The 20,369-nt window shown below is 63.3% G+C and carries 20 protein-coding genes and 1 pseudogene; 8 read left to right on the top strand and 13 right to left on the bottom strand.

Going from position 1 to position 20,369, the window contains the following annotated elements; genetic code table 11:
* Positions 1-47: 47 nt before the first annotated feature.
* A complete protein-coding gene (locus PYR64_RS01210; protein ID WP_018778066.1) occupies positions 48-578 on the top strand; it encodes a GNAT family N-acetyltransferase in 531 nt (176 codons plus the stop codon).
* Here PYR64_RS01210 and PYR64_RS01205 read toward each other — a convergent pair.
* Complete coding sequence (locus tag PYR64_RS01205) at positions 575-2,710, bottom strand: glycogen debranching N-terminal domain-containing protein (protein WP_275777849.1); 2,136 nt, start codon at positions 2,708-2,710, stop codon at positions 575-577. The two genes, PYR64_RS01210 and PYR64_RS01205, sit on opposite strands and share 4 nt — an antisense overlap.
* A 52-nt stretch (positions 2,711-2,762) precedes the next feature.
* Positions 2,763-3,836 (bottom strand): glycosyltransferase family 4 protein, encoded by a 1,074-nt coding sequence (locus tag PYR64_RS01200; RefSeq protein WP_275777848.1) that lies wholly within the window; start codon positions 3,834-3,836, stop codon positions 2,763-2,765.
* A gap of 68 nt (positions 3,837-3,904) precedes the next feature.
* Here PYR64_RS01200 and PYR64_RS01195 point away from each other — a divergent pair, with 68 nt between their 5' ends.
* On the top strand, positions 3,905-4,663 hold the full coding sequence (locus PYR64_RS01195; protein ID WP_255520247.1) for a DsbA family oxidoreductase: 759 nt from the start codon (positions 3,905-3,907) through the stop codon (positions 4,661-4,663).
* An 80-nt stretch (positions 4,664-4,743) separates the two neighbouring features.
* Here the strand turns inward: PYR64_RS01195 and PYR64_RS01190 are convergent, their stop codons facing one another.
* From PYR64_RS01190 to PYR64_RS01170, 5 genes are all read right to left on the bottom strand, one after another.
* A complete protein-coding gene (locus PYR64_RS01190) occupies positions 4,744-6,282 on the bottom strand; it encodes an alpha-N-arabinofuranosidase (RefSeq protein ID WP_018778070.1) in 1,539 nt (512 codons plus the stop codon).
* 52 nt (positions 6,283-6,334) lie between these two features.
* On the bottom strand, positions 6,335-7,231 hold the full coding sequence (locus PYR64_RS01185) for a carbohydrate ABC transporter permease (protein WP_275777847.1): 897 nt from the start codon (positions 7,229-7,231) through the stop codon (positions 6,335-6,337).
* 2 nt (positions 7,232-7,233) lie between these two features.
* Positions 7,234-8,181 carry a sugar ABC transporter permease gene (locus PYR64_RS01180; RefSeq protein ID WP_110504916.1) on the bottom strand — a complete coding sequence of 316 codons (948 nt, stop codon included), beginning with the start codon at positions 8,179-8,181 and terminating at the stop codon, positions 7,234-7,236.
* Between the two features lie 35 nt (positions 8,182-8,216).
* Positions 8,217-9,551 carry an extracellular solute-binding protein gene (locus PYR64_RS01175; RefSeq protein WP_026267213.1) on the bottom strand — a complete coding sequence of 445 codons (1,335 nt, stop codon included), beginning with the start codon at positions 9,549-9,551 and terminating at the stop codon, positions 8,217-8,219.
* Between the two features lie 182 nt (positions 9,552-9,733).
* Entirely contained in the window at positions 9,734-10,732 is a 999-nt protein-coding gene (locus tag PYR64_RS01170) for a LacI family DNA-binding transcriptional regulator (RefSeq protein ID WP_275777846.1), read from the bottom strand.
* A gap of 117 nt (positions 10,733-10,849) precedes the next feature.
* Here PYR64_RS01170 and PYR64_RS01165 point away from each other — a divergent pair, with 117 nt between their 5' ends.
* Complete coding sequence (locus tag PYR64_RS01165; RefSeq protein ID WP_018778075.1) at positions 10,850-11,545, top strand: TetR/AcrR family transcriptional regulator; 696 nt, start codon at positions 10,850-10,852, stop codon at positions 11,543-11,545.
* A gap of 76 nt (positions 11,546-11,621) precedes the next feature.
* On the opposite strand, the gene PYR64_RS01160 is transcribed toward PYR64_RS01165, so the two are convergent.
* Positions 11,622-12,266 (bottom strand): LytR C-terminal domain-containing protein, encoded by a 645-nt coding sequence (locus PYR64_RS01160; RefSeq protein ID WP_275777845.1) that lies wholly within the window; start codon positions 12,264-12,266, stop codon positions 11,622-11,624.
* 58 nt (positions 12,267-12,324) lie between these two features.
* The gene (locus tag PYR64_RS01155) at positions 12,325-12,624 is read right to left on the bottom strand and encodes a type II toxin-antitoxin system VapB family antitoxin (protein ID WP_018778077.1); all 300 of its coding nucleotides are present in this window, start codon (positions 12,622-12,624) and stop codon (positions 12,325-12,327) included.
* 145 nt (positions 12,625-12,769) lie between these two features.
* Between PYR64_RS01155 and PYR64_RS01150 the strand changes: the two genes are divergently transcribed.
* Together PYR64_RS01150 and PYR64_RS01145 are read left to right on the top strand one after the other, a co-directional pair.
* Positions 12,770-13,690: a hypothetical protein gene (locus PYR64_RS01150; protein ID WP_039239606.1), complete on the top strand. Its 921-nt coding sequence runs from the start codon at positions 12,770-12,772 to the stop codon at positions 13,688-13,690.
* A gap of 79 nt (positions 13,691-13,769) precedes the next feature.
* The gene (locus tag PYR64_RS01145) at positions 13,770-15,335 is read left to right on the top strand and encodes a stealth family protein (RefSeq protein ID WP_229778630.1); all 1,566 of its coding nucleotides are present in this window, start codon (positions 13,770-13,772) and stop codon (positions 15,333-15,335) included.
* Here PYR64_RS01145 and PYR64_RS01140 read toward each other — a convergent pair.
* From PYR64_RS01140 to PYR64_RS01130, 3 genes are all read right to left on the bottom strand, one after another.
* Positions 15,313-16,278 (bottom strand): phosphodiesterase, encoded by a 966-nt coding sequence (locus PYR64_RS01140; protein WP_018778080.1) that lies wholly within the window; start codon positions 16,276-16,278, stop codon positions 15,313-15,315. The two genes, PYR64_RS01145 and PYR64_RS01140, sit on opposite strands and share 23 nt — an antisense overlap.
* 140 nt (positions 16,279-16,418) lie before the next feature.
* Positions 16,419-16,901: a glutathione peroxidase gene (locus PYR64_RS01135; protein ID WP_018778081.1), complete on the bottom strand. Its 483-nt coding sequence runs from the start codon at positions 16,899-16,901 to the stop codon at positions 16,419-16,421.
* A gap of 95 nt (positions 16,902-16,996) precedes the next feature.
* Positions 16,997-18,526: a M23 family metallopeptidase gene (locus tag PYR64_RS01130; protein ID WP_275777844.1), complete on the bottom strand. Its 1,530-nt coding sequence runs from the start codon at positions 18,524-18,526 to the stop codon at positions 16,997-16,999.
* A 399-nt stretch (positions 18,527-18,925) separates the two neighbouring features.
* Here PYR64_RS01130 and PYR64_RS01125 point away from each other — a divergent pair.
* Both PYR64_RS01125 and PYR64_RS01120 read left to right on the top strand, forming a co-directional pair.
* Positions 18,926-19,180 (top strand): annotated as a pseudogene (locus PYR64_RS01125) (IS30 family transposase); the annotation flags it as partial.
* Positions 19,181-19,250: 70 nt separating this feature from the next.
* Positions 19,251-19,493, top strand: a complete 243-nt coding sequence (locus tag PYR64_RS01120) for a hypothetical protein (protein WP_144027634.1) — start codon at positions 19,251-19,253, stop codon at positions 19,491-19,493.
* Positions 19,494-19,550: 57 nt separating this feature from the next.
* On the opposite strand, the gene PYR64_RS01115 is transcribed toward PYR64_RS01120, so the two are convergent.
* Positions 19,551-19,778 carry a hypothetical protein gene (locus PYR64_RS01115; protein WP_275777843.1) on the bottom strand — a complete coding sequence of 76 codons (228 nt, stop codon included), beginning with the start codon at positions 19,776-19,778 and terminating at the stop codon, positions 19,551-19,553.
* Positions 19,779-20,075: 297 nt separating this feature from the next.
* Between PYR64_RS01115 and PYR64_RS01110 the strand changes: the two genes are divergently transcribed.
* Positions 20,076-20,324: a hypothetical protein gene (locus tag PYR64_RS01110; protein WP_155845926.1), complete on the top strand. Its 249-nt coding sequence runs from the start codon at positions 20,076-20,078 to the stop codon at positions 20,322-20,324.
* Positions 20,325-20,369: the final 45 nt, after the last annotated feature.

Raw genomic sequence — 20,369 nt, 5'->3', positions numbered from 1 at the left:
TCGTTCTTAGGGGCATTACCTGTACAAAAACTCGCAAGGGGGACCACGTGCCAGAGACTATCCGCACCGCAACAGCCAACGACGCCGGGAAGCTGGCTGAGCTTGCCGCCATCACCTTCCCGCTGGCGTGCCCGCCGGGCTCCTCACCGGACGACATCCAGGCGCACCTTGAGAAGACACTCAGCGAGGCCAACTTTTCGGAATACCTCGCCGATGCGAACATCACGGTCATGGTGCTCGACGACGACGGGCAGCTCACCGGGTACACCATGCTGATTGCCAAGCCGGCAAGCGACCCCGACGTCGCCTCGGTGCTTTCGGCGCAGCCCTCCACCGAACTGAGCAAATGCTACGTCCACCCGGACCACCACGGAAAGGGCGCCGCAGCACGGCTGATCCAGGCATCCCTGGCCCTGGCCGCGGACAAGGGCGCATCCGGGGTGTGGCTGGGCGTCAACAGCGAGAACGCCAAGGCCATCCGCTTCTACGAGAAGAGCGGTTTCCAGCGCGTCGGCACCAAATCGTTCAAGCTCGGCAACACGGTGGAACACGACTTCGTCATGGAGAACAGGCTTTAGCCAAACAAGTCCCCGGCCAGCTGCGGCCGGGGGTCGTTGCGCAAATGGAGTCCCTCCGGAAGGCCGCTGACTGTACCCGAGGAACCGGACGCCCGCACGGTGAGCCGCGAACTCCCGAGCAGCACGTTGTCGGCCGTGAACCCGCCGAAGGACTCCGGGAGGATCGGAGCCAAGTGGAGCACGTCCCGCGTGAAATCGGGATCGAACCGCAACAGGATCCGGGCCAGTTGGACCGGTGCCGCAGCCGCCCACGCCTGCGGGGAACACGCCGTCGGATACGGTACGGGCTCCGCGAACTCTGAACGGTCAAAGCCGCAAAACAGCTCAGGGAGCTGACCGCCAAAGTGCTCGGCGGCGTCGAACAGTCCACTGGCCACCCGGCTGGCTTCGTCCACGAAGCCGTAGCGCATGAGTCCCGTGGCGGCGAGCGCCGTATCGTGGGGCCAGACCGAGCCGTTGTGGTAGCTGACGGGGTTGTAGGCACCCATGTCGGAGCCGAGGGTGCGGATGCCCCAGCCGGTGAACATCTCCTTGGACATCAGCCGCTCCGCCACCTGTGGCGCCTTGTCCTCGTCGACGATGCCCACCCACAGGCAATGGCCCATGTTGGACGTACACGAATCCACGGGGTTCTTGTCCTTGTCCAGCGCCAGGGCGAAGTAACCCTTGTCCGGCAACCAGAAGGTCTTGTTGAAGGCCTCCTTCAGCTCTGCGGCCTTGTCCGCGCAACGGCGTTCGACGGCGGTGTCGCCCGCCGCACGCGCCAGCAGGGACCGGCCCACGTAGGCCGCGTAGGCGTAGGCCTGGACTTCACACAGGGCGATCGGTGCCTCCGCCATCCGGCCGTCAGCAAAGTTGATCCCGTCCCACGAGTCCTTCCATCCCTGGTTCACCAGGCCGTGGTTGTTGGGGCGCTGGTATTCGATGAACCCGTCCCCGTCACGGTCGCCGTACTTCTCCATCCATTCGATGGCCCGGTCAGCATGAGGGAGGAGGGACTCGATGATGTCCTCCCCCAGGCCCCAGCGGCTCAACTCGCCCAGGGTGGAGACGAAAAGCGGCGTCGCATCGGCTGTGCCGTAATAGGCGGTGCCGCCCAACGACAACCCCGCTGTGATCCCGAGCCGGACCTCGTGCGGCATGCGCCCGGGCTCCTCTTCGGAATCGGGGTCCACCTTGCTGCCTTGCAGTCCGGCCAGTGTTTGGAGCGTCCCGGCGGCCAGGCTCGGATCAACCATGAGGGACATGTAGGAGGCAAGCAGGGAGTCCCGTCCGAAGAGGGCCATGAACCACGGCGCCCCGGCGGCGATGGCGGCACGGCCGGGGTGTTCGTCGTCGAAAATCCTCAGTGATCCGAGGTCCCGCTGACTTTGGGCAAGGACGTCCGTGACGTTTTGGTCGCTGACCGTGATGCGCGGAACGTGCTCCTCCCATTGGGTCTGCCGGCGTGCTCCCGTGCTGTGTTTAAGGGGCGTTCCTGCGGTGAAGGGATCGTCCGGGGCCTCACCGTTGACCAGCGGCAGGGCAATGATGGTGGTCGACCACTGCTCACGGGCAGGGATGGTGACGTTGAACGTCAGTCCTTCCTCCGTGACTTTTGCCCCGTGCGCCTGGAACAGCACTCCCCGCCGCTGTCCGCTGGAGTGCAGGGCGTCTATGTGCAGTCCGTCCTCCCGCGCCGCCTTGATGGTTTCCTCGGCGGTTCCCACCCTGCCGCCTTTGACGTCGAAGAGGTCGGCGAGGTCGGCGTCGATCAGCAGTTCGATGGTGCACGTTGACGGGGTGCCGGAGTAGTTGGTGATGGTGAGGTCATCGCGGAGCCCTGATCCGACGCTGCGCTGGTGCCGGACCAGCAGCGGGCTTTCAAAGCGCCCGTCCTCGGTACACGCCCGGCCCACGTATTCGGCCTGGAACGACGTCGGGTTGCGGGCCACCAGGGGCTCCCGGGGTTCGCCGTTGATGCGCAGCACCCAGCGGGACACAATGCGCGTGTCCTGGTAATACGCGCCTTGCGAACCGCCTGCGTGGATGTCGCCCGGGTGGGCGGAAATGCAGAAGGACGAGCCTTCGACGACGATCACCGCCCCCAGTTCGGATGCTCCGGCTTCCGTGTCTGCGTTCCAAGCGGTCATGCGCGGCAGGGCTCCTCTGGCGGGGTTGGTTTCGCGGACAAGCAACCTCTGGCTACGAGGCCTGCCTCTGATTCTCTTCCACGTAGCCGCCGTCGGGAAGCCCCTTGCTGCTGAATTGTTGAAGGATGCGCGAATAGAGGGCCAGATGCTCGGCAGCCATCCGGCCGGCGCTGAAGTACTCGTCCACCGAGCGCCGGCATTCGGCCCGGCTCAAGCGTGCGGCGGTATCCAGGAAGCCGGCGAGGTCCCGGACCTCGCCCAGGAAGCCGGTCTTTCCGTGCTTGACGATTTCCGGAGCGGCACCCATCGGGGTGGCCACAACAGGTGTGCCCGTGGCCAGTGACTCGATCATGACCAACCCAAAAGGCTCGGGCCATTGGATGGGGTTGATCAATGCCACGGCACCGCCCATGAGCTCGTATTTTTCGGGGTCGGAGAGTTCACCCAGGAACTCCTCCTGCGGGCCCAGGGCCGGCTTCACGACTTCCCGGAAGAAGTCCTGTTCGTCTTTGGCGTGCATTTTGGCGGCTATTTTCAGCGGTACACCGGCCTCGCGGGCAACCGCTACCGCTTCCATGAGCCCCTTGTCCTGGCACATCCGTCCCACAAAACACGCATAACCGCCTTGACCGTCCCCCATGGAGACCGTGGACAGGTCCAGCCCATGGTGGATGACGGCTGCAACGTTGAGGTCCGGGAACATGGACCGTTGGTCATTGGAGATGGCGATGATGGACGTATCCCGCTCCATGGCGCGGTAGAGCTCCGCCGACTGGGCGGTGAACTGGCCGTGGATGGTGGTGACCACGGGGATGGCAGGAGGTCGGTAAGCGTAGAGGGGTCCGGCCAGCGTATGGTCGTGGATGATGTCCACCCCGCCCAGCCCGCGGTAGGCCTTGATGACGTGGTCCAGCTCGCTGAGGGTCAGTCCGAGTTCATCCGGCTGGCTTGGGCCGAAACCGGGGATGCGGGGCACCGGACAGGTGCTGTCGGAGGCTGCCGCCAGGAGGACTTCGTGCCCGGCGTCAACCAGCGCGCGGGCGAGGGCGTCCACCACCCTTTCCGTGCCGCCGTATTTTTCGGGCGGGACGGTAAACCATGGTCCAACAATGAGTCCAATGCGCATCCGGGCCTCCGCGCATAACCCCCAAACCATGGGCTGGCTTCATAACCCTCCTCAAGGCTAGGCGTCCCGTGAGGAAAATAACAGGCCGCCGCCGGAATGCACTGGAGCCGGGCGGGGTTGACGCAACCATGAAGATTGAGATCTGGTCAGACGTCGCGTGCCCGTGGTGCTACATCGGCAAGCGCCGTTTCGAGACCGCCCTGGCACAGTTCCCCCACCGCGACTCCGTGGACATCGAATGGAAGAGCTACCAGCTGGATCCGTCCGTTCCGGGGCATTATGACGGCACGGAGCTGGACTACCTCAGCCAGCGCAAGGGCATGGCTCCGGAGCAGGTCAAGCAGATGTTCGCGCACGTCACGGAGACCGCCAAGGGCGAAGGCCTGGATTACCACTTCGACAAGGTGGTTGTGGCCAACAGCTTCACCGCCCACCGCCTCATCCACCTGGCTGCCGGCCACGGACGCCAGGACGCCGCCAAGGAACGACTGCTCAGCGACCACTTTGAGCACGGCAAGGACATCGGCAACCAGGAGTACCTGACGGAGCTCGGTGAAGCTCTCGGCCTGCCGGCACAGGAAGTTGCCGAACTCTTCACGTCCGACAAGTTCACGGACGAGGTCAATGAAGACATCAACGAGGCCCGTGCCATCGGCGTGACCGGCGTTCCGTTTTTCGTGATCGACCGCAAGTACGGCATCTCGGGTGCCCAGCCTGCCGAACTTTTCAGCCAGGCCCTGAACCAGGCATGGCAGGAAGCCAACCCGCTGATCCCGGTCGGCGCTTCCGACGCCGAGGCCTGCGGCCCGGACGGCTGCAGCGTTTAACCCAACGCGGGGTCACTTATGGCCCAAAATCCCCCTTGGGATAGGCCATAAGTGACCCCGCGTTGCTTTATTGGCGAGGGCTAGGCCTTCGCCACCTCAAGCTCCACGACGGCCCAGGACAAGGCGGGCAGCGTCAGGCGCAGCTCCGAACCAGTCGCCTTCACGCCGTCCAGCGGCTTGAGCCCAACCCGGCCCGGCTGGTCCTGGCTGTTGATGGTGAAGCGGTCGCCGCCGTCGGGAATTTCCAGGACCTCGGCGCGGACCACCTGCCGGGCGTCGAACCCGCGCAGGGCTGTCTCGACGTCGGCCGCTTCCTCCAGGCCGCGGTTCGCGAAGAACAAGGCAACCCGGCCCGTTTCCTCGTTCCACGTTGCGCTGACGTCCACCAGGTCGGTGTCCCCGAACCGGTTGTTGGAGTACTTGTCCGAATCAACTGAGAGCCGCAGGATCTGTCCTGTGGCGAGCTCCGCCATCCGGGCGAACGGGTGGAAAATGGTCTGCTTCCAGGCCGGCCCGTTTTCCTCGGAAAGGATCGGTGCGATCACGTTGACCAGCTGCGCCTGATTGGCGATCTTTACCCGGTCGCCATGGCGCAGCAGCGAGTTGAGCAGGGTCCCCACCACCACGGCGTCGGTCACGTTGTACTGGTCCTCGATGACACGCGGGTGTTCGCGCCACGGAGCCTTGACGATGTTGCTCAGCTGGTCCTCGGTGTCCCGGCCCCGCTGGTACCAGACGTTCCACTCATCAAAGGACAGGTTAATGTGCTTCTTGTGCTTGCCCTTGGCCCTGACGGCATCGGCCGTAGCGATCACTGACTCAATGAAGTAGTCGGTGTCGACGGCGGACGCCAGGAAGCTGCCGACGTCGCCCTCCTCCTCGAAGTAGTAGGCGTGGAGGGACACATAGTCCACTTCCTCATAGGTGTGCGTGAGGACGGTCTGCTCCCAGGCCCCGAAGGTGGGCATCCTGGAATTCGAGCTGCCGCACGCGACGAGTTCAATGGACGGATCCACGTATCGCATGGCCTTGGCGGCTTCCTGGGCCAGACGGCCGTATTCATCGGCTGTCTTGTGCCCGATCTGCCACGGGCCATCCATCTCATTGCCGAGGCACCAGAGCTTGATGTCGAACGGGTCCTTGTGGCCGTTCTTCGCCCGGAGGTCAGACCAGTACGTGCCTCCGCTGTGGTTGGAGTACTCCACAATGGCGCGGGCTTCCTCGACTCCCTTGGTGCCCAGGTTGATGGCTTCCATGATTTCGGTGCCGGCCTGCCTGGACCAGTCCACGAATTCGTGCAGTCCAAAGGCGTTGGTCTCCACGGTGTGCCAGGCGCCATCCAGGCGGCGGGGCCTGTTTTCCCGTGGACCGATCCCGTCTTCCCAGTTGTAGCCTGAGACGAAGTTGCCGCCGGGGTATCGGACAACGGTGGCGCCGAGTTCCTTGACGAGCTTGAGGACGTCCTGGCGGAAGCCGTGCTCGTCAGCCTCCGGGTGCCCGGGTTCGTAAATCCCGGTGTAGACGCAGCGGCCCATGTGCTCCACGAAGGAGCCGAAGAGCCGGCGGGGTACCTCCCCGATGGTGAAGTCGCGATCGAGGGTGATGCGTGCGCGGGACATGTATCTCCTTGGTTGTGTGTTTCAGGTCTGGTGGTGCAGCAATGCGGACCGGTCAGGTCCCGGCAAGTCCTGTGGTGGAAATGCCCTTGATGATCTGGCGTTGGAAGAACAGGAAGACGACAATCAGCGGCAGCGCGGCCAGCAATGCCGACGCCATGTTCTGGGCGTACTGCACGCCGTAGGCGCTCTTGATGGTCTGCAGGCCCACCGGAAGGGTCAGCAGGGAATCGTCGTTGGTGGAGATGAACGGCCACAGGAAGTTGTTCCACGCGCCGATGAACACAAAGATCGCGACGGCGGCCAGGATCGGCCGGGACAACGGCAGGATGATCTGCATGAAAATCCGGAGCCGGCTGGCCCCGTCCATCACGGCCGCTTCCTCGAGTTCACGCGGAATCTGGTCAAAGAACCTCTTGAGGACGAACACCATGGCGGGGTGGATCACCTGCGGAAGGATGATGGCCCACGGGGTATCGATCATCTTGAACGCGAGCATTTGGTAGAAAAGCGGGATCATGAGTACCGGCGGCGGCACGATGATGCTGGCGATGATGGCCGTCATCAGTACCTTCTTGCCCTTGAACTCGATCCGGGACAATGCATAAGCGATGAGGGCGGAGATCACCAGCGTGATGAGGGTGATCGCAGCGGAGGTGTAGAGCGAATTCCATGTCCAGAGCGGGATGTTGCCGGCTTGGAAGACGTTGGCAAAAGCGTCGAACGTAAAGCCCGACGGCGGGATCCAGCTGACCTTCGAGGCCGAGGCGTCCGCTTCGGATTTAAAGGCGGTGACCGTTGCCCAGGCGAAGGGAACTAACCAGAGGACAGCGAGGACGGCGGCGACCACGACGGCTGCGGCCTTGCCCACTGTCCGCTTCTTTCGAGGTTGGCGGATGACCTGGCCGGCAGTGCTGCGCGGGATGGATCGGGTGAGGGTTGTATTTGCCATGGCTATGCACTCCTGCGGCGGGTGATGACGAACTGCAAGGCAGAGACCAGCACGATCAGTCCGAAGAAGATGTAGGAGATGGCTGCGGAGTATCCCAGCCGGTATCCGGTAAACCCGGTTTCGAAGATGTACTGGACCACGGGCCTGGTCGATCCGCCCGGACCGCCGGACGTCATCTGGTAGATCTGGTCGAAGACCTTCAGGGAAGCGAGGATCTGGAGCAGCACGATCATCACCGTGGTGGGGGTGAGCTGTGGCAGCGTGATGGAGAAGAACTGCCGCCAGGCTCCGGCGCCGTCCAGCGATGCTGCCTCATAGTGCTGAGCGGGAATGTTTTGCATTGCCGCCAAGTACAGAAGGAAATTGAATCCCACGGTCCACCAGAGCGTTGCAATCACGATCGACCACATGGCCACATTGGGATCGTTGAGCCACCCGATCTTCGGGATGCCGAACTTGGACAGGAAATCGTTGATCAGTCCGAGCTGCGGGTTGTACATCCAGACGAAGAACAGGGAGACAACCGTGGATGCCAGAAGGAAGGGCGCGAAGTAGGAAAGCCGCCAAAGCCACTGGGCGGGAAGGCCGATGTTCAACAGCGCAGCCATCACCAACGCCACCAGCACCAATGGCACGGTGCTGATCACGGTGAAATAGAGCGTGTTTCCCAGGGAACGCCACATACCGGCGTCGGCAAAGGCCTCGGAGTAGTTGGAAAATCCAATGAGGACGTCGTTGGCTCCCGTGAGGGATTTGCCCGTCAGGCTCATGTAGAAGCCGTACAGGATTGGCCATACAAGGAACACGAGGAAGAAGACGAGGAACGGCGCCGCGAAGGTCCAGCCGCTCACGTTGTCCCTGCTGTTGCGCAGGGAGGGCCCGGTCTTGGTGCCGGGAGTGGGTTTTGTCCGTACTTGGCTGGTCTGCCGGGACACTGTAGAGGAACTCATGAAGGACTCCTTTGTCGCTCGGTGTGCTGTGCCGGTCAGACCGGGTTGGGCCGGGATAGAAGGTCGTTGGTGCGGGCCACGAAACCGTCCCACCCCTCAGCTGCTTTGCTGCGTCCCAGAAGTACGTTCTGGATGTACTCGGCAAAATAGTTCTGCCAGTCCGAGCCTGATCCGCTGAACCAGGCCTCGGGGTCGTAAGCGATGATGTCTGCGGCGTTGGCATAGTGGACTTGAGGGGTGAGTTCCCGGTATGCCTGCGACTGCACTACGGGCTGGTATGCCGGGATGTGCCCCGCCTCGGCCCACGACAACGAACCCTTGAGGATGTCGCTGACGAACTTGTAGGCGTCCTTGCGTTTTTCTTCATCCACCGCGAGTTGCCGTGGAAGCACGAAGGAATGCGAATCGGCGTACGACGCAGGCGTCCCGTAGAGCGTCGGGATGGTGGCAGCGTCAACCGGAAGCTTGGCCTTCTTCATGGTGGGCAGTTCCCAGCCGCCGCTGAAGAGCATTCCCGAGTCGCCCCTGACAAACTCGGCGATACCGGTGTTGATGTCGTTGCCCTTGGCCGCGATCGTGTCATCAAAGAGCGACGCCATGAATTCCAGTGACTCAACGGCAGCGTCCCTGTCGGCCTGCATGGGCTGGCCTGGAGTCAGTACGATCTCGGCCCCGTGCTGCTTGTAGAGCGTGTAGAACAGGCGCCACATTTGCGAGCCGAGGTTCAGGTATCCGAAGGAGAGGCCGTGGGCCTTGGTGACCTTTTGCATCTCCAGTGCCATGGCTTTGAATCCGTCCGGCGAGTTCACTTCCTGCAAGAGGCCGTTGCTTTCCAGGAGCCCCGCTTTACCGGCGATGTCCGTGTTGTAGAACATGATGAACGGGTGGGAGTCCAGTGCGAGCGAGAACACCTTTCCGTCCTGCTGGCTCTTTTCCCAGATACGCGGGGCAAAGTTCTCCGGCGTGATGCCGTTCTCTGCCAGCAGGCCCAGGTCCCAGGGCTCGATGAGGCCGCCGGGGGCGTAGCCGGGAACCCGACTGGCATGCATGATGGCTACTTCCGGCGGCCGTCCGCCGGCCGATGCCATGGCCAGCTTGGTGTAGTAGGGCGGTCCCCAGGCCAAGACCGTGGGGTGGACCTTGAAGCCCGGATTGGCGCTGTTGGCGTTGGCGATCATGGCCTGCATCTTGGTGCCGTCTCCCCCGGAGAGGAGGTGCCAGAAGTTGATGGTCGGGACGGCCGCGGCTCCCGCCGATCCGCCGCATCCTGTGAGGCCCGTGGCCAAAAGCCCGCCGCCCAGCAGCGCCGAGCCTGTCAATAGCTGTCTCCGGGACAAACTTCTCCCGGTCAAAGATTCAAACTGCTTCACCCGTCACTCCTTTGGAAGGGTCCGCTGAAAGGACACACAATGCTGCACGAAAGTCCGGCTTCGCTGCGTCTCCACGCGTGGGTAAAAGGTGGCCCCCGGGTGACGCAGGTCTCACATTACATCGTTGTAATGTGCAGGGCAAGAGAAATTGTTAGCGCCAACAATTTGTTTTTTTCGGGAACCTATCGGGTGCTGTCCCGCTCTTCGATGCTGTACGGAACGGACACTATGCGCTGTCCATGGCCCCTGTCCGCCATACGTTCGGTGAGCAGGCGCAACGCCTCGGAAGCGATCATGCGCTTGTCAAAGGACACGGTGGTGAGCGACGGTACAGCGAACCGGCCATCGGCAATATCGTCAAAACCGGCCACAGCAATGTCTTCGGGAACCCGCACGCCGCGCTTCCACAAAGCGTTCAAGGCACCAAGGGCCATTGAATCCGTGAAGCAGAAGAGTGCCTCCGGCAGCGGGTTGCTGTCGAGATACCGCATGACGGACTCCGCCGCGGAGCCAGGCGTCCATTCATCGCAGGCGATCATGAGGGATTCGTCCCGCGGGATGCCCAGGGAGCGCAGGGCTGCCTCATATCCCTGGGTCCGTTGGATGGCGGTGGCCGATTTCCTTCCCTTGTTGATGCCCAGTACCGCTATGCGGCGCCGCCCCGGGCGGGCCAGGGCCAAGGTCATATCCCGGGCCGCGGCAAAGCTGTCCACAAAAACGCGGTCGGCGAGTTCTTGCGACACCTCACCCAACAGGACCACTGGAGGCAACGCCACACCCACCCGCACGGCACTCTCATCGAGAACAACAGGATTCAGGATCAGGCCATCGATCAGGTTGGCCCGTGCGCGTGTCATCAGTTCCTGTTCCCGTTGGGGGTCGGAACCGGTTTCTTCAATCTGCACGCTCCAGCCCCGGGCATGGGCAACTTCAACGAGGCTTCGGGCGAGTTCCGCAGAGAACGGGGTGCCGAGGTTGGGCAATGCCAGGCCGATCACACCCGAGCGTCCATTGCGCAGTCCACGGGCCGAGAGGTTGGGGACGTAGTCCAGCTCCTGCATGGCCTGCTCAACCCTCAGCCGCGTAGGTCCACTCACCGGAACGATTCCGTTCATGACATTCGAGACCGTTTTGGGTGAGACCCCCGCGCGACGCGCTACGTCTTTGACCGTTGCGCGCAAGACGCCCCCTTGCTGCAATGTTTTACGGATTTTCCCGTTTTCCACGATGTTACCGCCCGGTTCCGCGGGTTCCGCGTCGGGACCCGGTTTGCTGACAGATCACTGTAAAGTGTCTATATGCCCAGGATCACGGCCCCCACGAACGCTGCCCAACGCGCCGAGACCCAACGTCGGATTCTCACGGCCTTCGGCGAGCTCCTCTTCACCCATGGCCTGCCCGGATTGACCATGACCGATGTCGCCCGCCATGCAGGCGTTGGCCGCACAGCGGTCTACAACTATTACGCGGACATGGAGCAGCTCCTCATCGCGTACGCCCTGGACGAGACCGAACGTTTCATCGTCGACCTCCGGGAATCCCTGGCCGCGCTCCAGAACCCGGTGGACCGGCTGGCCCTCTACGTCCGCGCGCAGGTGGAGGACCTCAGCCGACGCCACCTGCCGCCGGGTCCGGCCATGGCAGCCGTCCTCTCCCCCGGCTCCTTCGCCAAGCTCGCCGACCACGTGGGCGACCTCAACGCCTTGCTCGAGGACATCCTCCGGGATGGTGTCCACCAGGGCTACCTTCCGGACATCGACGTCACCCAGCTCGCGCGGCTCATCCACGGCACACTGTCGGCAAGTGCCGCGCGACGCAACCGGACGCCCGACGGCGGGACTCCCCCGCCGCCCCCGGCCTCCGACGTCGGGCTTCTTGCCGCGCAAGAGGCGCAGACAGCGCAGACTGTGCGTTTCATCCAGTTGGGTGCGGGTGCGCGTTTCGACGACGCCGGCAGGCCGGTCCTGCTGGCCACCGCTACCCCAACTGTTTAGTGCCACCCAAACGGGCTGACGCCACGCAAATCCCCGCGTCGCCCACGACTTTGAGTGGCGAAAACCGGCAAGCGTGTCAGCCTGCGGGTCGTGTGGGGATGATGGGCCACTTGGAGTTGTCCGCGATTCGCAGTTCCTCACGCGGACAGAGGAGCTTGCCGGGAGTCTGATCCACCAGCTGCGGCTCCACCAGGCTCTCATAACCCGGGGTGATGATGACGTCCACCGATTCGTCTTCGCGGTTGTCCTGGAAATAGTCAGTCCCCGCCAGGTTGCGCTGGATGTTGAAGGCGGCTGCTTGGCCCTTGACCCCGGACACCACCACGCCAATGCCTGAATATGTGGTGTCACTGTTGCCCACGGACGCCACTGTGTATCCGCGGGCAGTGAACTGGTCGGCTACCGTTGCCGCGAGTCCGCCGCGGGACGTCGCATTGAGGACGTTGAGCCGCACGGTGTTGTTGGGCACGTAGTCGAAAGTGGTGGAAGGGCACAGGCTGGTGGGGGCTTTGCTGGCAATCGCCGTCGGGACTTTGATGACGCCGTTCATGACCGCCCAGGCACCAACTGCTCCCGCGGCGATCACTCCGAGCAACACCACCAGGACAATGCCGTGGAACAAACGACGCCCGAAGCTGCCTCGCCGGACCGGGGCGTCGTCGGCAAAGGTTGCCCGTAGCTCCGGCCCCGTCACAACACGGTGGCCATGGAGCTGCGTCACATCTTTGGGACGCTTACGTTTTTTTGGCCGGGAGTTATCCTCCCCCGGACCGGACAGCCTAGCCATCGATGACCAATACACGTGCGTGGATGGCAGTCCTTTGGTGCAGCGCCGTGCGGACCGCCCGGTGAAGACCGTCCTCGAGGTACATCACGCCCTGGTACTGGACCACGTGCGGGAACAGATCGCCAAAGAAAGTGGAGTCCTCCGCCAGCAATGCCTCCAGGTCCAAGGTCCGCTTGGTGGTGACCAGATCGTCCAGGCGGACAGGGCGCGGGGGCAGGGCAGCCCAGTCCCTGGGCGCGGAGTATCCATGGTCAGGGTACGGGCGTCCCTCGCCCACAGCTTTGAAGATCACCCTGCAAGCCTATGGAAGATACCGCCGTAACGGAACTTGTGACCCGCGGCACAGGCAGGTTGTAGCCAAAAGGTGACTATCCTTCGCGGGGCGTCACAGACGTCATAGCTGTGTGGTGGGTCTGCGGGACTGACAGAATAGGGGCATGACCCAACCGTTCCCAGGTACTGACCGTGCCGCTGCCCGCACCGAGCCCGCACTGGCCCTGCTGCTGGACGTCGATGGCCCCATAGCCAGCCCTGTGACGCGCGACGTCAAACCGGACATCATCGCCGACATGGTGGCCCTTGCCTCAGCCGGAATCCCGGTCATCTTCAACACGGGCCGCTCGGACGCTTTCATCGCCCAGCAGGTCATGGAACCCATGATCGCAGCCGGCATGCCCGCCAACACGGTGATCCACGCCATTTGCGAGAAGGGAGCCGTGTGGTTCAGCTACACCGCTGACGGCCCCGGCCCCATCCACGTGGACCACGAACTCGCGGTACCGAAGGCCTACGGCGACGATATCCGCCGGCTGGTGGCCGAGGATTACTCCGCCCACATGTTCTTCGATGAGACAAAGCGCGCCATGGTTTCCGTGGAGCAGCACCTGAACGTAGCCAGCGCGGATTACCTGGCTGAACAGAAACTCTTCGACGCCGACGCCCTGGGCATCATGGAACGGCACGGCCTCAGTGCCGCCATCCTGGACCATCACGCGCCCGGATCCGATGACACCGCGGACTACCGTCTGGACCCCACCATCATCTCCACGGACATCGAGTCCGTGCGCCTGGGCAAGGACCTTGGAGCAAGCCGGGCCGTTGAACTCCTGGCCGCCCAGGGCATCACCCCGCTCTCCTGGCGCACCGTGGGAGATTCCCGGACGGACTACGCCATGGCAGACTGGCTACACCACAACGATCATGACGTGAAGCACGTGGATGTCCGGCCCGCGGACGGCGTACCGGTGAAGCCCTACACCATCCTGACTGCCGCAGACCTTGACCTTGCAGAGGACGTGATCCACGACGACGCCGGCGGAGCGTTCCTCCGCAGCTGGCGCGAGGCCCTGGCCATCTAGCGGCGACGCAGCACCACCTACACCCAGAAACACCGAAGATCCCGGAGAAACAGCCATCACACAAGCACAGGTCGATCCGATTTACCACGGCAGCCCTTCCGTCGAAGAGGACACGATTGCGGAGGCGGTTTCGCCTGCCGTCGTCGCGCATCTCAAGCACAGGTCCGACGTCGTCCGTCACCGTGGGCGGTACGCCCTGATCAACAGCGACCTGACACCTCAACAGGCCATGGTTTCGGACCTCCTGGCTGTGCGGGCCGCGCTGGATGCCGCAGGCATCGATTTCATCCTGGTGCGGGGCAACGACGAACGTCCGGTCATCGCCGTCGACTGGGAGTCCCGCAAGGACGTCCGGGATGCACTGGCTGCTGCCTTCAAGAACGAGCCCTTCTACGCCATGACGGTGGACGCCCGGAAGAAGACCTCCGTGCTGGTGGCCGACGGCGAACTCTCGGCCAACAGGAAGGCCCGGATCTTCCGCCTGTACCGCCCCCGCGTCGAGGTCGGCGGCGGGCTTTGGTACGGCCCCGCCTTAGGCGTCCAGCTTGAGCTGTGGAGGTTCGAAGGCGACCACCTGGAACTCCCCGTGGAGAACTCACTGACGCGCCGGACCATGCTCCGGCAGGACGCCGTCCGCGGAACCGTGCAGCGGCATGGTTTGGCTTGGCCCACTATCGAGAACATGTTCGCCGACCACGCCAGTGACATCGATTTCGACGTCGACATTGTCTTTTCCTGGGTTGATGGCAGCGATCCCGAGTACATCGCACGCAGGCGCGCCCAGCAGGCCGAAGCCGTCCTTGGTGAAGGCGATGACCATGAGGCCCGATTCCGGCAGATCAACGAACTCAAGTACGCGCTGCGTTCGGTGCACATGTTTGCGCCGTGGATCCGGCGGATCTTCATTGCCACCGATTCTCCCGCCCCTGAGTGGCTGGCCGACCACCCTGCCGTGACGATCGTTCGGAGCGAGGAATTCTTCGCCGATCCTTCCGTGCTGCCCACCCACAACTCCCAGGCGGTGGAGTGCCAGCTCCACCACATCGAGGGCCTGTCCGAGCACTTCCTGTACTCGAATGACGACATGTTCTTTGGCCGGCCCGTGGGCCCGGACATGTTCTTCACGCCCGGCGGCATCACCAAGTTCATCGAAGCGGACACCCGCATCGGCCTGGGCGAGAACGACGCCGAACGCAGCGGCTTTGAGAACGCCGCCCGCGTCAACCGCAAGCTTCTCTGGGAACGGTTCGGCCGCATCACCACGCGGCACCTGGAGCACACCGCTGCCCCGTTACGGCGCAGCGTGGTGGCACAGATGGAGAAGGAATTCCCCGCCGAGTTCGCCAAGACCGCAGGCAGCCGTTTCCGCGCCGCGGACAACATCTCGGTCACCAATTCGCTGTACCACTATTACGCCCTGCTGACCGGCCGCGCCGTGACGCAGACCGCCGCCAAGGTCAGGTATGTGGACACCACCATGTGGGCCGGGCTGCACTACCTGCCCAAGCTTTTGGCCAAGCGTCACATGGACTTCTTCTGCCTGAACGACGGCAGCTTCCCTGAGGTTGACTCGGAAGAACGAGCTGAGCTGGTGACCGACTTCCTGGAGAAGTACTTCCCGGTCAAGGCGCCTTGGGAGAAATAAGCGGCAAGGACGACGTCAGGGTTCCCGGGGAAGTGTGGGCCCCCACACGGGACTCGTGCGGGATGCGGATGCCGGCAGCAGCCAGTCGCCGCTGAACCTCCGCCGCGTCCACGGGTTCGCCCACGGTGACCCCGCCGGACATCGGCACCACGGAGTGCACAATGGTGTGCTCGTACACGTGGATCATGTTGTAGGACTGGGCGCCGTCGCGTCCCCGTTGCCCGCCCGCGCGCACGCCCAGGTCCTGGGTGTAACACGTCGCCGAGGCGACGGACACCGGGATGCCGGCGAAGCTCGCCGTCGTGGAGTAATGCAGGTGTCCACCCAGGATGGTCCGGACGTCGGTATTACGGACGACGGCGGCCAGAGCGGCCTGGCCGCGCAGCTCCACCAGGACTGCGAGGTCCTGCACGCACGGGACCGGCGGGTGGTGCAGCGCCAGGATGGTGCCGTCCGGCGCCGGGGTCGCGAGCTCGGCTGCCAGCCAGTCCAGCTGGGCCTCGGACAGTTCACCGTAATGGTGGCCCGGGACCGTGGTGTCCAGGGTAATGATGCGGAGTCCATCGACGAAGTAGCTGCGGTCAACAGGGTCCTGCGGCTGGCTTGCCTCCGAGGCGTCCATGAAAGCGGTGCGGAAGTTGGCCCGGTTGTCATGGTTTCCCATGGCCCAGATCGCCTTGGCACCCAGGGCGTCGCAGACCGGCTCTATCATGACGCGGAGGCGCTTGTAGGCTTCGAGCTCGCCCTTGTCCGCGAGGTCGCCGGTAAAAATGATGGCCGCGGGCTTGATCCGGGAAGCAATGATCTGTTGGCAGATCTCCTGCAACCGGGCAGAACTGTCGACTGAGCCGTGGAGCGTGCCTGGACCACCCACCAGGTGAAGATCGCTCAAGTGCAAAAGCACATGACCTGGGTGGGGGTACTCTGCCTCGATGAGCTCCATAGCTTGCCTTAGCGTTTGGTGGGAGACGGCGTCTCCCGTGTCAATCCAGTAGGGCCAATCCAACCAGACAACAAGCCAACAACTGGCTAATTTCCGGCGGAATGTTGGAAAATTACTTTCCTCCCTTCAGGTTTGGCGGCTTACGCCAACGCCTTTTCCACTGCCGTCAAAAGGTCTTCGGAGTCAGGCTCCACTGCGGATGGGAATCTCCCCACGAGTTCTCCCGCCCGGTTGATGACGAACTTTTCGAAGTTCCACTTCACCTTGACGGGCTGGCCGTCGTCGTCCCGGGTGAGCTCGGCGAAAAGGGGGTGCTGCTCCTTGCCCAGGACGTTCGCCTTGCTGGTCAGCGGGAACGTGACACCAAAGTTACGCTCGCAGAACTCCGCGATCTCCGCATCTGCACCCGGCTCCTGGCCGCCGAACTGGTTGCAGGGGACGCCGAGAATCTCCAGTCCCTGCCCGCGGTACTTGCCGTACAGTTCCTCAAGGCCCGCGTATTGACGGGTGAAGCCGCACTCCGAAGCCACATTCACCACCATTACAGCCTTGCCCTGGAACCGTCCGAAGTCACCTTCGGAGCCGTCATTGAACGTGATGGGAATGCTGTAAAGGCTGGTCATGGGATTCGCTTCCTGACGTCTTCGGCTGGCGGGATCGCCGCCATCGAGCTTACGGGAGCCGGCTGAGGGCCACGAAATGCAGGCCCTTGCGTTTTTTAGGGAGCGGGAATGACGAGCGTGGACAAAGGCACTATTACGCCGTCCGGCCGCTGGACCAGGTCCGGTGCGATCAGGATGTAACCGGGCGGGAGCGTCACAACCGGAAGCGCGGACGGGAGGACCGCCACCGGCGTCGGCGCGGGTGCCGGGGCCACAGGCGTCGGAGCGGGTGCCACGGCTTGCGTAACCGTAGGAACGATCGGTGCCACCGCAGGTACCGGCTCCACGACCGCGGGTGCGGGCGGCGCGGGTGCGGGTGGTTCGACGACGGCGGCCGGCGGCGGTGCGACAGCTGACTGGACGGTTGGTGCCTGGACGGTTGATACCGGATCCGTCGGCGCAACCGGAGCTGTGGTGGTTTCAGGAACCGCGGGCGGGGACGTCGGAGTATCGGTGGGTGTCGGCGTGATTGTCGGCGTAGGGGTAACCGTCGGCGTCGGGGTGACCGTCGGCGTGGGAGTCGCTGTGGGGGTCGGGGTGACCGTCGGCGTCGCGGGGGCTGTCGGCGTCGCCGTCACGGACGGTGACGGTACCGGCGTCGTGGATTGTGTCGGTGACGTCACCACGGGGCCGGGCGGGTTGACCGAGGTGACGGGCGGGACCACCACTGGTGGCGCGACGGGTTCTTCGTGTTCGCCGCCGATGACAGCGCGGTTGGTGCCGTCGGCAACGGGGACGGCCCACTGGGGCGCGGAGGCTCCCGTGCCAACTCCCGGCTGGTAGTTCACGAACGTCATGGTTTGCAGCGGATCCACCTGCTTTATGGGCAGGTACGTCCAACCGTTGGGGTTGGTGTGGAGTCCGTTCACGATTGTTTCGAAGTGGAGGTGGCATCCCGTGGACCAACCGGTGGTGCCAACCTCGGCAATGACTTCGCCGACGCGGACCGACTGGCCCTGCGTCACTCCGATGGCTTGAAGATGGTTGTAGGTGGTGACCAGGCCGTTGCCGTGTTCGATCTCCACCCGGTTGCCGCCACCCCAGATGTGCCAGCCAACCGCGCGGACCACGCCAGCGTCGGCCGCATAAACACGCGTTCCGCAAGCTGCAGCGTAGTCCTGCCCCCAGTGGAACTCACCGGCCAGCCCGGTCAGTGGGCTGTAGCGGTAACCGTAGGGGGAACTAGGATTGAGGACTTCGAGAGGCGCGTAGAGGCTGCCGGCGGGCGGACGGGAGAGTCCGGCCGAAGCCACCGTCAGCCCGGTGGAACCGTCCTTGCTTACTGTCCGGACCATCGCCCGGTCAAAGAAGACCATTGGCGTGCCGGGCGTTTGCTCGGGGGGCGCCTGTGTGGGGTCAATGATCATGGTTTCGGCTTCCGGCGGGGTCAGACTACCCAATGCCGTGGGGCCTACGACGCCCTGGGCAACTGTTCCGTCCACATTTCCTGCGGGGACGGACGTCAGGGGCTGGAAGCCGAAGGCGAAGAAGGCCAAGGCCGCAAGGCATCCGGCGATAAGAACGCGGCGGAATTTTTCAGTGCGGATCAGGTCAATCGCCCGGTCTGATTCATGATGCTTGCCCACAAAACACTCCCCAAAGCCAGCGGCACCAAACCCCAGCCTGGCGTGCAAGCACCATTGTTGCGGGTATCACCTCAGAAATAAAGGCTTCGCGGGCGCCGTGGAGCGAAAGGTTGGATCAGTTTTTGCTCAAGACGTCTTGAGCTTCGCCGGGGGCGCTTTTGCTGTGGATACTCATGGGAAACGACAGGCTCGAAAGGCACCCGTACGTCGAGTGAATGCGTTGCGCTAAGTGCCCCTTTACCGGCAGTTTTGAGGGCGGGCCTCACGGGCGGGCTTCACGCGGGCGGGTCTTCGGGAAACCCCGGAACGCAGGGAGTATTGATGCGCGCCGAGTGAGTATCGACGGCGGCCGGTGGAGGACCCTTGGGTTCTTGCCGTGATTGCAGACTTAGCGGAGGGGGCATCGAAATGCAGGACTGGAAGACCGTGAAAATAGACACCGGCATCGACATCTACTTCTACGACCCGCGCTCACCCTGGCAACGCGGCATCAACGAAAACACCAATGGCCTCCTGCGCCGGCACTTCCCCAACGGCACCGACCTGAGCATCCACAGCGCCGAAGACTTCGACTGGGTCGCACAGGAACTCAACGACCGACCACGCAAAAGACTAGAGTTCAGAAAACCGATCGAAGGACTCCTGTCGCAATAACCGCCTGAATCCGCCGATCCCTTTGCGGGAAGCGCCACATGACTAGAGGTCTTGCTACGGTAAGGGCACCATGAGCGTTTCAGAAAGACTCCAGCAATCAGCCGATCGGTTCCTTTGCGGCGACGAGTCCATGCATGCTGCACAGGCGTTGGAACGAGTTCTTATCGACGAGTATCTCGGCGACGACCGGACGGAAGAGTTGCTGTACGTTCTTTCGCTGTATTCGCCTGGAAGCAGTGTGCCGTACTCCGAGGCATCAGACGTTCGTCCTCTGGTTCTTTCAACACTGGAAAGTCTGGCCAAAAAGGGTTGATCTAAGGCGACTGTGATGGGCGCACTGTAAAGGATCCTGGCCGAACGCAGGACCCTCTTATATGCGCAGAAGCGTGTCGCGCACAGATACGTGCTCACCGACCTGCACCACTAATTCGCCGCCCAGTCCTTCCCAGCGCGACCAGACGCGGAACTCAATGACGCCGCGCTCGTCGCGCACGCTGATCTTGACCGGGGTCTCTCGCTCGACAGCAAGCCGCACTACGGCACCGTCCAGCCAGCGGACGCTCACTGATCCAGCGATCTCATCCCAGGTCAGTGTCACAGTGCATCCGTCGTTAGCCCTCGCGACCAAGGAAACTACCCCAGACTGATGAGACGGCTCGACCGCAATCCCGAGGCCACTCAGGTCTCCAAGCCTCGGAACCTCAAGCTGCGCGCTCATAAGCACATGTTGTCACACGCGCGGCAAATGACGGGGGCTCTGCTGCACGTTGAGCGATCCTTGGATCCTTCACCGGGCACTCCCACCGCAGCCCTGCAGCGGCTGGAGGGGCAACCCTCTACGGGCGCCAGCAAGCATCCGCCGCCGAAAGTGAATTGAACTGAGAGGATAGGGACCATGCGAGGAAATGTGTGGGCGTGGGCCAGCGCTCTGATTGGGGCTGCAATTGTGGTGCTGATCTTCTTTTACGGCACCGAATACGGGACCTGGATCGACGAAGCTGGCTCCCTTAGGGTTGAGCCCCCAACCTTTATCCTTCCGTTCGCCATCGGCGGACTTGGCTTTGTGCTCCTGATCGGTGGCGTCATCGCGGGATCAAAGGGAATGCCGAGCGCCGCAAGTTCCGGCCGCGAAGCTAGGCGCTAACGCTAGCGGTCACATCAGAGCAACGCGCTCCTACTGCGTCGTAGA

Source organism: Paenarthrobacter sp. Y-19 (genome assembly GCF_029223985.1).
Classification (GTDB): Bacteria; Actinomycetota; Actinomycetes; order Actinomycetales; family Micrococcaceae; genus Arthrobacter; species Arthrobacter nicotinovorans.
This window is presented reverse-complemented; position numbering and strand designations above follow the sequence as displayed.